This is a genomic window from Sphaerisporangium sp. NPDC049457 (assembly GCF_055586705.1).
The window spans coordinates 40,344-55,871 of record NZ_JBVJHR010000021.1; the positions used below are offsets into that span (position 1 = coordinate 40,344).

Genomic DNA, 15,528 nt, shown 5'->3' on the forward strand with positions numbered 1-15,528 from the left:
TCAGGCGCAGGGTGATGGGGACGTTGTAGGTGGCCGAGGGTCCTTCCATCTGGTGCAGCAGCCACATCCGCCGCTGAGCATGCGACAACGGCGCTGAGACCGAGTCATCCTCCGCCCCCTCCCGAAACCGGAACGCCCCAGGCGTGTCCGCGCCAGACGCGTCGACCTCGGCTGCGCGCCTTCCGGATCTGTTCGCCCGGAACGTGTCCTCCCCGGATGTGCCCGCCTCGGATGTGCCCACCTCCGACGTGTTCGCCTCGGGCCTGCGCCCCTCGGACGTGCGCGCCTTAGTGGGGTTCGCCGGGGATGCGGCCGGATCGGTGCCGCGCTCGCCGTGGGGTGACGCGGAGCCGGCCGCGTCCCGGTCGATCAGGGAGGCGATCTCGGCGACCGTCGGATGGTCGAACAAGGCGCGCAGCGGCATCTCCACGCCGAACCGCGCGCGGATCCGCGCCACCAGGCGAACGCCCAGCAGGCTGTGCCCGCCGAGCTGGAAGAACCCGTCGTCGATGCCGACCCGCGCCGTCGGGCTCCCGGCGTCACCGGTCTCCGGAAGGCCGAGCATCTCGGAGAAGATCCCGCACAGCGCCCGCTCGGTGGAGGTGCGCGGCGGGCGAGAACCGGCGCGGACGCCCGGCGCGGGGAGTGCCTTATGGTCGACTTTGCCGCTGACCGTCAACGGCAAGGAGTCCAGCACGACGAACGCGGCGGGCACCATGTAGTTCGGCAGCCGGGCGGCGAGGAACGCCCGCAGGTCGGAGACCTCCGGCTCGCTCACTCCTGGCGGCGTCGTCACGTAGGCCGCGAGGCGCCGGTCTCCCGGACGGTCCTCCCGTGCCAGGACGACCGCCTTGCGCACCGAGGGATGCTCCGCCAGTACGGCTTCGATCTCTCCCGTCTCCACGCGGAACCCGCGGATCTTGACCTGGCCGTCGGCGCGGCCGGCGAACTCCACCTCGCCGTTGGCGCGCCAGCGCGCCAGGTCGCCCGTCCGGTACATGCGCGAACCGGGCGGGCCGAACGGGTCGGGGACGAAACGCTCGGCGGTCAGACCCGGACGGCGCAGGTAACCGCGTGCCACGCCGGCACCCGCGACGTACAGCTCGCCGGTCACCCCCGGCGGCAGCGGGCACAGCGCCGCGTCCAGGACGTACACCCGCTTGCCCACGTCCGGGCGGCCGATCGGGACGACGGCCAGCTCTTCCAGGTCGCCGCGCGCCTCCCACAGGGTGGAGTTCACGGTCGCCTCCGTCGGGCCGTAGCAGTCGAAGACCCGGTGCCGGGCCGACCAGCGGCGCACCAGGTCCGGGGTCACCGTCTCGGTGCCGACCAGCAGCGTGGACCCCTCGGGGAGCGTCAGCTCCTCGGGAAGGGCGGACAGCAGCGCGGGCGGCAGCGCCAGATGCGTGACGTTCATGCCGGTCGCGTAGTCCGTCAGCTCCTGGTCGGCCACCCTGCGCTCCTCGGGCACCACCACCAGCGTCGCTCCCGTGCACAGCGCCATGGTGAGTTCCCAGAACGCCACGTCGAACGCGATGGAGGCGAACTGGAGCACCCGGCGCCCCGGACCGACGCCGAAGCGCCGCCTGGCCGTCTCGACCAGCGCCCGCACACCCGCGTGTTCCAGGACGACGCCCTTCGGCCTGCCGGTGGAACCCGAGGTGTAGATGACGTACGCCGGATGACGCGGCTCCGGCCGCACCCCGCCGCTCACGTGCCGCGAACCGCGAGGCCCGGCGGAGGCACCGGCGTGAACGGGAGACGGAGCGGCACGACCACCCCGATCGGCCAGATCCGGTACGTCCCCGCCGTCCACCGGCTCCGAGGTGCGCTGAGTGTCGGTCAGATACGGTGCGTCGGCGCCGTCCAGCAGCAGGACCGGAACACGCGTGTCGGGAAGGGCGCGGACGGTGGCCCGAGTGGCCATGAGCAGCACCGGTTCGGCGTCCTGGAGCATCATGGAGATCCGCTCCGCCGGGTACGCCGTGTCCACCGGCAGGTAGGCGGCCCCCGACTTCGACACGGCCAGCATGGCCGCCACCATGTCGACGCCCCGGGGAAGCGCGAGCGCGACGACCGTCTCCGGCGCGGCTCCCCGGGCGGTGAGCAGCCGGGCCAGGCGCTCGGCCGCGCCGTCCAGCTCCCGGTAGGTCAGCGATCGCCGCTCGCAGATGACGGCCGTGGTGTCCGGCGTGGCCGCCGCCTGTGCTTCGAACAGGTCAGGCAGCGTCGCCAGCGGTTCCTCGTCACCGGTGTCGTTCCACTCGGTCACGATCCGGCGCCGTTCCTCCTCCGGCAGGATGGACAGCTCCGAGAGGCGGCGTCCAGGATCATCGGCCACCTGGCGCAGCAGGCGCGCGTAGTATCCGGCGATCCGTTCGACGGCGCCCGGCGTGAACAGGTCGGCCCGGTACTCGATCAGGCCGTCCAGCCCGCCACCGGGGCGGTCCGGCCGGTCCGGTCGGTGCGGCAAGCCGGCCGATTCGATCCCCTGCTCCGCCAGGGAGAAGGTCAGGTCGAACTTGGCCGTGGTGTTGCCCACCTCGACGGGAGTCGCCATCAGGCCCGGCAGCTCAGGCAGTGGCGTCGGCCGGTTCTGGTAGGCGACCATCACCTGGAACAGCGGATGGGCTCCGGAGGAGCGGTCGGGGTTCAACGTCTCGACCAGCAGCTCGAACGGCACGCCGGCGCGCTCGAACGCCGCGAGGTCGGCGCGCCGCACCCGGGCGAGCAACTCGGCGAACGTCGGGTCGCCCCCCGTGTCGGTGCGCAGCACCAACGTGCCGGCGAAGAAGCCGACCAGCCCGTCCAGCGCCGGATCGTCCCGGCCGGCGACCGGAGTGCCCAGAGGGATGTCGGTGCCGGCGCCCAGCTTGGTCAGCAGCGCGGCCGTCGCGGCATGGGTGAGCATGAACATGGTGACACCGTGTGCGGCCGCCACCTCGGCGAGATCGCGGCGCAGCGCTGCGGGAAGTCCGAAAGCGCACGTCCCGCCCGATCCGGCCGCGACCCGGCCGCGCGGCTGGTCGGCGGGCAGGTTCAGCCGCTCGGGAAGCCCTTCCAGCGTGCTGGTCCAGTAGTCCAGATCCTCGTCGCGCGGCGCGGCGGACGAGGCCGGGTCGGCGGACGCCGGCCGTCCCAGCCGCAGGAGTGCGTGATCGGCGTACTGGAGGGGCAGCGGCTCGAAGGAGGGGGCGCGCCCCTCGATGCGGGCGGCGTAGGCGGCGGACAGGTCCGCGAGCAGCGGCTCCATCGAGCCTTCGTCACAGGCGATGTGATGCATGACGATCAGCAGCACATGCTCCGGACGTCGGGACGGTTCGGGTGCCCGTGATGGCTCGGACGGGCCGCGCAGCCATGCTCGGATGGGCAGGTCGCGGGCCAGGTCGAAGTGGCATGCGGCCGCCTCCGCCTGCCACCGCGTCATCGACGCGTCGTCGCCTGAGGGCGCGTCCGCCGGCGAGATCCACTCCGGCGACAGAGCCTCGTTCCCGGGCGGTGTCACCGCGTGCAGGTTCAGCCGCCGGCGGGCGGCGGCCGGATCAAGGATGACCTGGTACGGCTCCCCGTCCTCCTCGGCGATCAGAGTGCGCAGGGGCTCGTGCCGGGCCACCACGTCCCGCAGCGCCTCTGCCAGCGCCGCCGGGTTCAGCGGTCCGCGCAGGCGCACCGCGTAGGGGACGTTGTAGGTGGCGGATGGTCCTTCCAACCGGTGCAGGAACCACAGCCGCCGTTGCTCGAACGAGAGCGGCGGACGCTCCGGCCGCACCGGCGCCTGCCCATCCGTTCCCGTTCGCGGTCCATGATCCGGCTCAGTTCGCGGCCCGGGGTCTCGCTCAGCTCGCGGTCCATGGTCCGGCTCCGTTCGCCGTCCATGGTCGCGCTCCGTTTCCGGCTCGTTCACGCCGCCGGGCGCGGTGAGCACGGCGGCGAGGCCGCGCGCCGTGGGGTGTTCGAACACGTCGCGCAGCGCCACTTCGGCGTCCAAGGTGGCACGGATCCGCGCGACGAGCCGTACGGCCAGCAGCGAATGACCGCCCAGACGGAAGAAGTCGTCGTCCGGCTCGACCGACGGCACGCCGACCAGTTCGGCGATCAACCCGCGGATCAGCCGCTCGGCCTCGAAATCACCGCTCGCCGACACAGCGGACGCGCCGGTCCCCGTCGCCTGCCCGTCGTCCGACGGCGCCGACAACGGCGCTGCCGAGCGGTCCACGGAGTGGTCAGCCGGGCGGTCTGGGCGGTCCGCCGGATGGTTCGCGGGGCGGTCTGCTGGGTGGTTTGTCGGATGGTTCGTGGCGCGGTCCGTGAGGCGGTCTGATGGACGGTTCGCGTGGATTCGGGTCGGCGTGATCGGCCGGGTGTTCGCGGTGCGCAGGGCGGCCAGGGGAGGGACGCGCAGTTCGGCGACGCGTCGGCCGGGGTCCGTCACGGCCTGCTCGATCAGGGCGGTGAGCCGGGCGGCCAGGGCCTCGGCGGTCGATCGGTCGAACATGGCCGCCCGATACTCCACCTGTATCGTCAACCCATCCCCGGCTCCGTCCTTGTCCCCGGTTCCGTCCTCGTCCCCTGCCTTGCCTCTGGCTCCGCCTTTCTCCTCGTCCGTATTCCCTGTCTCGGTGAAGGAGAAGGTCAGGTCGAACTTGGCGACGTCCTGGTCCACCTCCTCGACGGTGGCGGTCAGGCCGGGAAGCATTGGCGCCGGCCCGGCCGCGTGGGTGTAGGCGATCATGACCTGGAAGAGCGGATGCAGGCCGGGCACCCGGTTCGCACAGGCCGTCTCCACGACCGCCTCGAACGGCGCCTCGGCGTGCTCGAAGGCCGCCACATCCGCCCGGCGCACCCGGTCGACCAGCTCGGCGAAAGTCGGATCCCCTTCGGTGCCGACCCGCAGGACCACGGTGTTGACGAAGAATCCGACCAGGTTCGCCAGCGCCTCGTCGTCGCGTCCGGCGACCGGCGTCCCCAGCGGGATGTCGGTTCCGCCGCCCAGTCTGGACAGCAGGGCGGCCACCGCCGCGTGCGCCACCATGAACGAGGTCGCCCCCCGCTTGCGAGCCAGCTCCTTGACCCGTGCGAGCGTGCTCGCGCCGAGGCGGGTGTGCACCACGCCGCCCTTGCCCGAAGGAAGGGCGGTGCGTGGACGGTCGGCCGGCAGGGCGATCGCCTCGGGGACGCCGTCGAGCGCGTGCCGCCAGTAGGCGAGCAGGCGCGCGAGGACGCCGGCCGGGTCGTCTCCCGCGCCGAGCAGCTCCCGCTGCCACAGCGTGTAGTCGGCGTACTGCACGGGCAACGGTGCGAAGGACGGCTCCCGGCCGCCGGCGCGCGCCGCGTACGCCGCGGCGAGGTCGGCGAGCAGCGGGCGCATCGACCACTCGTCCCCCGCGATGTGATGGAACACCAGCAGCAGAACGTGCGGCTCCGGACCCTCTCGCCCGGAGGCCGGCGGAGGGCGAAGCAACCACGCCCGTACCGGAAGCTCCGCGGACAGCTCGAACGGCCGTCCCGCGGCCTCGGCCACGAACGCCTCAGGGGAGCCGCCCGCCGCGGCCTGGTCGTCGGCGACGGTCCGCAGGGTGAGCAGGCGCCGGCCCTCCTCAGCGGGCAGGACCACCTGGCACGGCTCGCCGTCGTGCTCGGCGATAAGCGTGCGCAGGGCCTCGTGCCGGGTTACGACATCGCGCAGCGCCTCGGTCAGGGCCGGGACGTCCAGCGTGCCGCGCAGCCGCAGGGCCACGGGCATGGTGTAGGCGGCCTCCGCCCCCTCAAGACGGTCCAGGAACCACAGGCGACGCTGCGCGTACGACAGCGGGAGCCGTTCAGGCCGGGGACGCGCGGTGAGGGCGGGCCGCTCGCTCCGCGAGGTCGCGAGCCGGGCGGCGAGGCCGGCCACCGTCGGGGCCTCGAACACGTCCCGGACGCCGATGGCCGAGCCCAGCTCCGCCCTGACCCGGGTGACCAGCCGCGCGGCCAGCAGGGAATGCCCGCCGAGCCGGAAGAAGTCGTCGTCGGCGCTCACGGCGTCGCCGATGCGACGGTCCGGGTGGGCGCCGGGGGAGGGGACCGCATCGGACCGGTCGAGGCCGAGGACCTCGGCGAACAGCTCGCGCAGTCGCGTCTCGACCGGTCCGCGAGGCGGACGGCCGGCACGGGCTGCCGCCGGTCCCAGGGCGGGGACAGGGAGGGTTCCGCGGTCGATCTTCCCGTTGGGGAGCAGTGGCAGGGCGGGCAGAACGACGATCGCGGCCGGCACCATCGGAGCGGGCAGCCGCTCGGCGAGGCGGCCGCGCAGCCTGTCTCCCTCACTTCCCACGGCACCGAGCCCCACCGACTCCCCTTCGACGGCGCTGTCCCGAGCCGCCACGAACCCGACCCCGTCGGCTCGGATTGCGCCGGCTCCAGCCGCGCCGGCTCCGGACGACGAGGCTTCGGTCGTGTCGGTTCGGACCACGTCGGGTGCGGCGAGGACGACGTAGGCGGTCAGGCGGGGATCGCCGTCGCGGTCCTCGCGGACGACCGCGACGGCTTCCGCCACGTCCGGGTGCGACAGCAAGGCGGACTCCACCTCGCCCAGCTCCACGCGGAAGCCGCGGATCTTCACCTGGCCGTCGGCGCGGCCGGCGAACTCCAGCGTCCCGTCCGCCCGCCAACGGGCGAGATCGCCCGTACGGTACATGCGGTGGCCCGCAGGCCCGAACAGATCGGGGACGAACCGTTCGGCCGTCAGGCCGGGACGCCCGAGGTAGCCACGTGCCAGGCCGGCGCCGGCGATGTACAGCTCGCCGGTGACCCCGGCCGGGACCGGACGCAGCATGCCGTCCAGCACGTACACGCGGGTGTTGGCGATCGGGGCCGCAGTGCCGTCGCCGCGGCGCGCGTAGGCGTCGACCGTGCACTCGGTCGGCCCGTACAGATCGCGCGCCACCACGCCGGGGACGGCGGTCACCCGCTCCCACAGCGGCGCGGGGACCGCCTCGCCGCCGACGGCCACGACGAGCGGCCGGTGCCCGTCCCGCTCGGCGTCGAGGACTCCGGTGGGCACAAGCTGGGCGAGCATCGACGGGGTCACGTCCAGGTAGTCCAGCCCGTCCTCGGCGACGGCGCGCGCCAGCAGTTCAGGGTCGCGCATCGTCGTGTCGGAAAGGATGTGCAGGCGGTGCCCGGACAGCATCCACAGCAGCGGGTCGAGGGAGGCGTCGAAGGAGAAGGACGCCGCGTGCCCGATCGCCAGCCTGTGCCCGCCCGCCGCCTCCTCGGCGCGGGCGATCACGTCCGCCCGGTGGGAGTGCAGCAGGTTGACCACCGAGTGATGCGTGACGACGACTCCCTTGGGCTTCCCCGTGGAGCCCGAGGTGTAGATCACGTACGCCGGATGCCTCGGGTCGACGCTGGGACGATCCCCGGGCCGCGCGGGCGGGGGAGGAGACAGGAGATCCTCCAGCGTGACCACCGGGCCGGGGGCGGCGTCTGGGCCGGGGAGCCGGGCGGCGGTCTCAGGGGAGGCCACGGTCAGCACGGGGTGCGCGTCGGCCAGCATCACCGCGACGCGGTCCGCCGGGTAGGTCACGTCGACCGGTACGTACGCCGCCCCGGTCCGCCAGACCGCGAGGATCGCCACGACCATGTCCACGGTCCGGGGGAGCGCGAGCGCGACCGTGCGTTCCGGCCCGGCACCCCGGGCGGCCAGAGCCGCCGCGAGCCGGCCGGACAGCGCGTCAAGCTCCGCATAGGTCAGCGCGACCCGCCCCGCGCCCCCCGCCATCAGAGGGCTGCCCGGTCCGGTCACGGCGATCTCGTCCGGGGTGGCGCGGACCTGGGCGCGGAAGACCTCGGACAGGGACAGCGAGGGCACAGCCAGGTCCGCGCCGTCGCCGTCCCCGAGGATCCGCCGGCGCTCGTCGTGGCCCAGCGGGTCCAGCCCGGCCACGGGCCGTACCGGATCGGAGGCCATCTGCTCCAGGACCCGGACGAGCCGCTCCGCGACGGCCGCGGGATCGCACGCGCCTCGCTGGTACACCAGTTCCACCCGCAGCCGGGGCCCCGGTCGTACGCAGACGGCGAGCGGGTAATGAGTGGCGTCCTCCTCCTCGGCCTCGCCGACGATCAGGCCGGCAGGCGCGGCGAGATCGCCCAGGCCTGTCGGCTGGTTCTCCAACAGCAGGAGGGTGTCGAACAGCTCCCCGTGCCCCGACGCCGTCTGGATGTCGGCGAGGCCCAGGTGGTCGTGATCGGAGAGGTCGAGCCGCTCCGCGGACAGGCGGGCCAGCAGCGCCGTCACCGGCTCGTCGGGGCGCAGCCGCACGCGCACGGGCACGGTGTTGACGAACATGCCGATCATCCGCTCGACGCCAGGCAGCTCGCCGGGCCGCCCGGAGACCGTGGTGCCGAAGACCACGTCGTCCCGTCCGGTCAGCATCCCTAGCGTGACCGCCCAGGCGGCCTGGGCGATCGTGCTGAGCGTGCATCCGGCTCGCTGGGCGAGCGCGGCGAGACGGGCGGTCGCCGCCTCGGCGATCTCGGCGGTGAACCGCTCCGCCGGCCGAGGACGGCGGAGCGGGTCCTTCCCCGGGCGGTCATCGTCATGCGGGAGGGTGTGGATCTCCTGCTCGTCCTCGATCTTGTGCTGCTGGTGGTGCCGGTGCTGCTGGTCGTGCTCCTGTGCCTGTTCCTGTTCGGATTCGCTCGGCCGGCGGTCCCCGTGGCGGGCGCGGAGCATGGTCGGGCCGTCCAGGCCGGCCAGGGCCTCGGCCCACGCCTTCACCGCCCTTTCACGATCGGCGGCGGCCAGCCAGGCCAGACAGGCCGTGGACGGGACGGCAGCAGGCAGCGAGGCGCCGCCGTAGCCCGCGAGCAGTTCGCGCAACAGCAGCGACAGCGACCAGCCGTCCAGCAGCAGGTGGTGGTTGGTGATCAGCAGCAGGTGTTCGGCGACGCCGGTCTTCAGCAGGCTGAAGCGCAGCAGCGGTGGCGTGGCGGGGTCGAACCGGCGGTCGGAGGCGCGGATCCGCGCGATCTCGGCGTCGCGGGCCGCCGCGTCAAGGCCGCTGAGGTCCGCCTCGTACCAGGGCGGTGCCACCCGGCGGGGGATCACCTGGACGGGCTGCCCGTTCTTGCGGCGCCGGAAGGCGGCGCGCAGGCCGGGATGACGGCCGAGCAGCGCCTCGGCGGAAGCGCGCAGCCGTGCCGGGTCCAGCTCGCCGCGCAGCGGCACGGCCGTCTGGACGGTGTAGGCGTCCGCGGCGTCGTGCTGGGCGTGGAAGAGCAGGCCCTCCTGCAGCGGGGTCAGCGGCCAGATGTCCTGGACCGCGCCGCCTCCGTGGGGCCGTGCCGGCAGGCGTCGATCAGTCACGGAACATCTCCTCGAAAGCGTCGATTTCGTCCTGGTCCAGGGACAGCAGGGACACATCGGACGACGTCAGGCTCGCGCCGCCGGACACCGCGCGCGCGACCAGGCCGTCCAGGGCGTCGGACCAGCGTCCGGCCAGGTCCTCCACTTCCGCCCGTGTGAACAGCGCCGTGCACCATGACCAGGTGGTACGCAGCCACGGACCTTCTGGCGTGTCGACGATCAGGGCGTCGATCTCCAGGGGATGGGCCGCCGCCAGGCCGGGATCACCGGCGTCGATGAACGCGCCCGACCCGGCGACGACCGCCCAATCCCCACCCGCGCCGGCCGCTCCCGCGCCGGCGAGGCCGGGTACGCCGTTGAAACGGCCCAGGTAGTTGAAGCACAGCGGTGGCCGGGGGAGTCGGGCGAGCGCGGGGCCGGCCTGCGGGTGCAGGTAGCGCAGCAGGCCGTAGCCCACGCCCTTGCCCGGCACCGAACGCAGCGACACCTTGACGCGGCGCAGGGCCTCCTCCGCGGCCGGTCCACCTCGCACCAGGTCCTCCCAGTCGATCGGACCGGCGTCCAGCAGGACGGGGAACATACTGGTGAACCAGCCGACGGTGCGTGACAGGTCGGTGCCGGGGACGAGATCCTCGCGGCCGTGGCCTTCCAGGTCCAGCAGCACCGCCGTCGCGCCGTCGTGCGGACGGGGGCGAGTGCACAGGTCCGCGCGCGAGCCGGGCACCGCCGCCGCGAGGGCGGTGATCAGAAGCTCGGCCGGCTCGGCGCGCAGGGCGCCGGGCGCCACGCTCATCAGGGACGAGGCGAGCCCGGGGCCGAGGGAGGTCTCCAGCCGCTCAGTGGTCGCCACGGTGTCCCGGCCGGGGTCGATTCTCAGCTCGGCGAACGCCGCAGCCGTACCTGGGCTGACGGCGGCGCCGGAGTTCGCGTCCGCGTCGGCAAGAGAGGTCCAGTACGCCAGTTCGGTCTCCCGCTCATGGGCCGCCCGGCCGAGTCCGGCGGCCCAACGCCGGAACGGGCTGGAACGCGCGAGCCCTCCTCTGTAGCCGCCCACGTGGCCGCCTTTCGCGCGACCGTCGGCGTGGTCACCATCGGTGTGGCCGTTCGTACGGCCATCGGCGTGGTGGTCGTACGCGTGATCGTCATTGGTGTGATCGGCGGTCGCCTGGTAGGAGGAGGCGAGATCCTCGGCGAGGATGCGCCAGGAGACGCCGTCGACCGCGAGGTGATGGACGGTCAGATGGAGCAGTCCCGGCCTCCCAGGACCGGCGTCCAGCCAGACGGCCCGCACCAGCCCGCCCTGCCGAGGCGCCAGCCGTTCCCGAGACGCGATGGCCTGCCGTGCGAGCAGGGCTCGCGCCTCGGTGTCCGGCAGGTGATGGGCCTCAACCCGGTGAAGCACCTCGGCCGCCTGCACCGTCCCCGCCGGCGGCACCTCGAGCACGGCCGGAGCCACGTCGGGCGCCCCGGTCTCTTGCGGGCACGCGTGCCGAGCGTCGGGGAGGGGGGTGACCAGGCGGGCCCTGAGCATGTCGTGGTGGTCGATGACAGCCTGGAGCGCGGCCACCAGGCGGTCCTGCCGCACTCCGGCGGGCAGGCGGAGGGTCGTCGACTGGCTGAACGCGTCGGTCGGCCCGCCGCGCTCGAACAGCCAGTGCATGATCGGCGTGGCCGGCACCTCGCCGATCGCGTCCGCGGGGTCTTCCGCGTCGGATCCGGTGACCGGCCGGGACGCCGCGGCGAGCGGCCGCACGCGGCGCAGCCCGAAGACCTGCCGGGCGGTGACGGCCAGTCCGGCGCGGCGGGCGCGGGCCACCAGATGCAGCGCGACGATGCTGTCCCCGCCCATCTCGAAGAAGTCGTCGTCCACTGTCGCCTCGGGCAGGTCGAGCAACTCGGCGTACAGCCGGCAGAGCAGCCGCTCGGCCTCTGTGGCGGGGGCCGGGCCCGTGCGGCCGCCCGCCGGGGCGGCGGGGGCGGCCGGCGGGTCGGGCAGCGCCGCGCGGTCGAGCTTCCCGTTGGGGGTCAGCGGCAGCTCGGGCAGCGGGACGAAGACCGCGGGCACCATGTGCTCAGGCAGCCGCGCCGCAGCGTACTCCCGAAGCTCTTGCGCCCAAGGAGTCCCCGCGAGCAGCGGAACCGAGACGTCGCGACCGGCGTCCCCGAAGCGGCCGAAATCAGAGCCGCCGGAGGAGTGGCCGGCGTCCTTGTACGGGCCGGCGCCGGGGCCGGGGGCGTAGCCGGTGTTCTTGTACTGGGCGGTGCCGGAGTTGAGGTCGTTGGTGACGACGTAGGCGATGAGGCGGACGGTGCCGCGTGGGTCGCTGCGGGCGGCCACGGCGGCGTGCGCCACGCCGGGGTTGGCGGCGAGCACGGCCTCGATCTCGCCCGGTTCGACGCGGAATCCCCGAATCTTCACCTGGTCGTCGGCTCGGCCGATGTACTCGACCACCTCGTCGGTGCGGCGGCGGGCCAGATCGCCGGTACGGTACATGCGGCTGCCGGGCGGGCCGTAGGGGTCAGGGGTGAAGCGCTCGGAGGTCAGGCCCGGCCGGCCGAGGTAGCCCCGCGCCAGCTGGATGCCCCCGATGTACAGTTCGCCCGGTTCGCCGGGTGGCGTCGGCCGCAGTTCGGCGTCCAGCACGTGGACGCGCGTGTTCCAGACCGGCCGGCCGATCGGCACCGCCGGTTCACCCGGCGGGCAGTGCCAGGAGGTGACGTCCACGGCGGCCTCGGTCGGCCCGTACAGGTTGTGCAGGCGGTCGCCGAGCAACCGGTGGAAGCGGGCCGCTAGGTCGGCGGGCAGCGTCTCCCCGCTGCAGATGACCCGGCGCAGCGTCCGGCACCCGGCGGCGGCGGGTTCGGTCAGGAAGGCGCGCAGCATGGAGGGGACGAAGTGCGCGGTGGTCACCTTCTCGTCCTGGATCAGCGCGGCCAGGTAGGCAGGGTCGCGGTGCCCGCCGGGTTCGGCGACCACCAGCGTGGCGCCGGTGATCAGCGGCCAGAAGAACTCCCACACCGACACGTCGAACCCGGCGGGCGTCTTCTGCAGAACCCGGTCGTCCGCGCCGAGGCGGTATTCGTGCTGCATCCACCGCAGCCGGTTGACGATGGCCTCGTGCGGGACGATCACCCCTTTCGGTCGGCCGGTGGAGCCAGAGGTGTAGATCACGTATGCCGGTGACCGGGGGTCGGCGTCCGTTCGCCGGTTGTCCTGTTGGGGATCGTCGTCCGGGCGCCGTTCCTTTGGCATGGCGGCGTCCGTCTCGTCGGCGCGCACCTCCATGACGGGGCCCGTGAACGGCGTGGCCGCGCCCGGCATGGTGAGGGTGAGCACGGGGGAGGCGTCGCCGAGCATGCCGATGATGCGGGCCGGGGGATGGTCCAGGTCCAGGGGCAGGTAGGCCGCGCCGGTCTTGAGCACCGCCACCAGCGCGACGACCAGTTCCACTGAACGGGGCAGGGCCACCGCGACGATCCGCTCGGGCCCGGCGCCGCGGGCGGCCAGCCGCGCCGCCAGCCGGTCGGCGGCGGCGTGCAGCGCGGCGTAGTCGATGGACCTGCCCGCGAAGCGCACGGCGACGGCGTGCGGCGTACGCGCGGCCTGTGCCTCCAGCAGTCCGGTCAGCGTCCGGCCCCGCCCGGCGCGGGCGGCGTTCCCATCGTGGTCATGGTGGCCGTTCACGTGGACGGCGTTCACGTCGGGGTCGTGGTGGCCGTTCACGCGGACGGTGTTCACCTCGGGGTCGTGGTGGCCGTTCACGCGGGCGCCGTGGTGGACGAGGCGGCGGTGGGGACGGCAGGGCGTGCTGCCGGGTTCACTATCGAACCGAGGATCTCCCCTGCCCGCACGGCCGTGGTGGACAGCAGCGTGGAGGTGATCCCGTGGGTGTGCTCGGTCGCGCCCTGCAGATAGATGCCGCAGTCCATGCCCGCGGCCGTCTCGATCCGGTGGTCGCGGCCCACCCGCGGGCCGCCGCGTTCGTCGCGCAGGCAGTACGCGCCTGCCGCGCCGAGCAGGTCCAGGGGGTCGACCGGCCGGTACCCGGTGGCGTACACGACGGCGTCGGCCCGCAGCCGCTCCGTCCGCCCGTCGGCCAGGGCTCGCACGGTCACGGTCACGTGCGAGCCCTCGTCGTTCAGCCCCGCCACCCGCGACATGTTCATGATCCGCAACCGTTCGACGCCGGCCGCCTTCTCCTCGTAGACCCGCCGGTACAGCTCCCGCAGCAGGTCGAGGTCGACGACGGCATAGTTGGTGTTGGCGTGGTAGTCGAGCAGCATCCGCTTCACCTCGTCGGGGGCGGCGTAGAAGTCGTCCACCGCGGCCGGGTCGAAGATCCGGTTGGCGAAGGGGCTGTCGTCGGCCGGGCTGTACCCGTAGCGGGCGAAGACGGCGCAGATCTCGGCTTCCGGATACCTGCGGTGCAGGTGCTCGGCGACCTCGGCGCCGCTCTGCCCGGCGCCGACCACGACGAACCGCCGCGGCGCGGCGGGCAGTCCGGCCAGCCGGGTGAGCAGTTCCTGGCTGTGCCACACCCGCCCGTCGGACACCACTCCGTCGGGCAGCATGGGCCGCAGCCCCGCCGCGACCACCAGGTTGCGGGCCCGGTAGGTCGCGAGCTCGCCGTCCGGGCCGCCGCGCTGCACGACGACGTCCAGCGCCCCGACCCTGCCGTCCGCGTCCTCCACCGGGCGCACGGTGACGACCTCGGCGCCGTACCGGACCCGGTCGTCGAAGTCGGCGGCCACCCAGGACAGGTAGTCGTGGAACTCCAGGCGCGTCGGGTAGACGGTCTTGAGGTTGATGAAGTCGGCCAGCCTGCCCTTGGCGTGCAGATAGTTGACGAAGCTGTAGGGGCTGGCCGGGTTACGCATGGTGACCAGGTCCTTCAGGAAGGACACCTGCATCGTGGCGCCGTCGATGAGCATGTCGCGGTGCCAGCCGAACGCGTCCTGTTTCTCCAGGAAGACGGCGTCCAGGGGGCCGTCCCGGCGTTCTGCGAGGGCGACGGCCAGGGCGAGGTTGGACGGGCCGAAGCCGATGCCGGCCAGATCGTAGACGCGGGTCACGGCGTCCGCTCCTTCATGCGTGGTCATGGTCGGGGGTGGTCAGGGTGAGGGCATGGTGGGGGTGGTCATGATCGGGAACGGTCATGGCACGGTGTGGTCATGGCACGGTGGTCACGGCGTGGGGTGGCCACGTGCCGGTACGGTCATGGCGCGGCGTGGCCGGGTGCCCGTGTGGTCGTGGCGGGCCGGCGCGGTGACGGCAGGTCGTCCGGGGTGCGGGGGCGGACGAGCAGCGCGGCGGTCTTGTGCGGCATGGTCACCTCGCCGACGCGGGTGAAGCCGGCGTGGGCGAAGGCGTGCAGGGAGCGGCCGTTGACGATGTTCGGCTCCGCGACCACGCGGGCGCAGGCGGGTTCGGCTTCCAGCAGCCCCTCGGCGACGGCCCTGAGCAGGTCCCTGCCGAGGCCGCGCCCGGTGTCCTCGGGGGACCCGATGGCCACATGGACGCCCAGGTCGTGCGGCCGGTACGGGTAGAGGGAGGCGAGCCGGTCACGGGCCACCCGGTAGATCTCCAGGTAGGCCACCGGACGGTCGTGGCGGTAGGCGAGGCAGGGGCGGGAGTGCGCGCCGGCCAGTTGCCGTGTGATCTCGGCTTCCCACCGCTCCAGCGGCCATGCCTGGTCCCAGGCGTCGGCGACGTGCGGGGTGCTCATCCAACGCTGCACCAACTGCACCTCGCCCGCTCCCGGGTCCACGACGGTCACCCGCCAGGGCGCCGTCATCGCGGGCAGGGGAGGCGGCCCGGCCAGGGAACCGGCCGCGCCGATCGCGCCGGCCAGGTCGGCCGCGCCGGCCGGGTCGGCGTCCTGTCGTCCGACATGGTCGGGGCCAGTGCTGGACGTGGTGCTGCCGTGCGCCGGCATGCGGCCTCCGGATGTCTGAGGAAGGGGCAGGTAAAGGTTAGGTATGGCTAACCTAAATAAGGTAAGGCAGCCCTAAGTAACCATCCGGGGTTCGGGGCTGTCAAGCTCGACTGGGGCCGCGCCGGCCGGTGTGGGGTCGTCGAAGCCGCCCGGCCCCGGACGGGCCCCGCGAGGGCGGGGTGGCGCGGGCTCCGTGGGGGCGGGGTGGGTTACGCCGGCCGGACGGTGGGGTTGAACGGAATG

Annotated in this window: 4 protein-coding genes; all 4 read right to left on the reverse strand. The window is 73.5% G+C overall.

From position 1 onward, the window contains the following. The coding region (locus ACZ6QO_RS29340) for a non-ribosomal peptide synthetase (RefSeq protein ID WP_465855241.1) at nucleotides 1-9,349 on the reverse strand (9,349 nt) is incomplete at its 3' end. Next, complete coding sequence (locus ACZ6QO_RS29345) at nucleotides 9,342-13,112, reverse strand: amino acid adenylation domain-containing protein (protein ID WP_465855243.1); 3,771 nt, start codon at nucleotides 13,110-13,112, stop codon at nucleotides 9,342-9,344. The genes ACZ6QO_RS29345 and ACZ6QO_RS29340, both read right to left, overlap by 8 nt. After that, nucleotides 13,109-14,449 carry a lysine N(6)-hydroxylase/L-ornithine N(5)-oxygenase family protein gene (locus ACZ6QO_RS29350; protein ID WP_465855245.1) on the reverse strand — a complete coding sequence of 447 codons (1,341 nt, stop codon included), beginning with the start codon at nucleotides 14,447-14,449 and terminating at the stop codon, nucleotides 13,109-13,111. The genes ACZ6QO_RS29345 and ACZ6QO_RS29350 overlap by 4 nt, the downstream gene beginning before the upstream one ends. A 116-nt stretch (nucleotides 14,450-14,565) precedes the next feature. Then, the gene (locus ACZ6QO_RS29355; RefSeq protein ID WP_465855247.1) at nucleotides 14,566-15,285 is read right to left on the reverse strand and encodes a GNAT family N-acetyltransferase; all 720 of its coding nucleotides are present in this window, start codon (nucleotides 15,283-15,285) and stop codon (nucleotides 14,566-14,568) included. Nucleotides 15,286-15,528 lie beyond the last annotated feature (243 nt).

What these genes read in the sequence shown, in the direction of transcription:
- ACZ6QO_RS29350 (WP_465855245.1), bottom strand. Translation starts at nt 14,449, where the DNA reads ATGACCACGCATGAAGGAGCGGACGCCGTGACCCGCGTCTACGATCTG.
- ACZ6QO_RS29355 (WP_465855247.1), bottom strand. Translation starts at nt 15,285, where the DNA reads ATGCCGGCGCACGGCAGCACCACGTCCAGCACTGGCCCCGACCATGTC.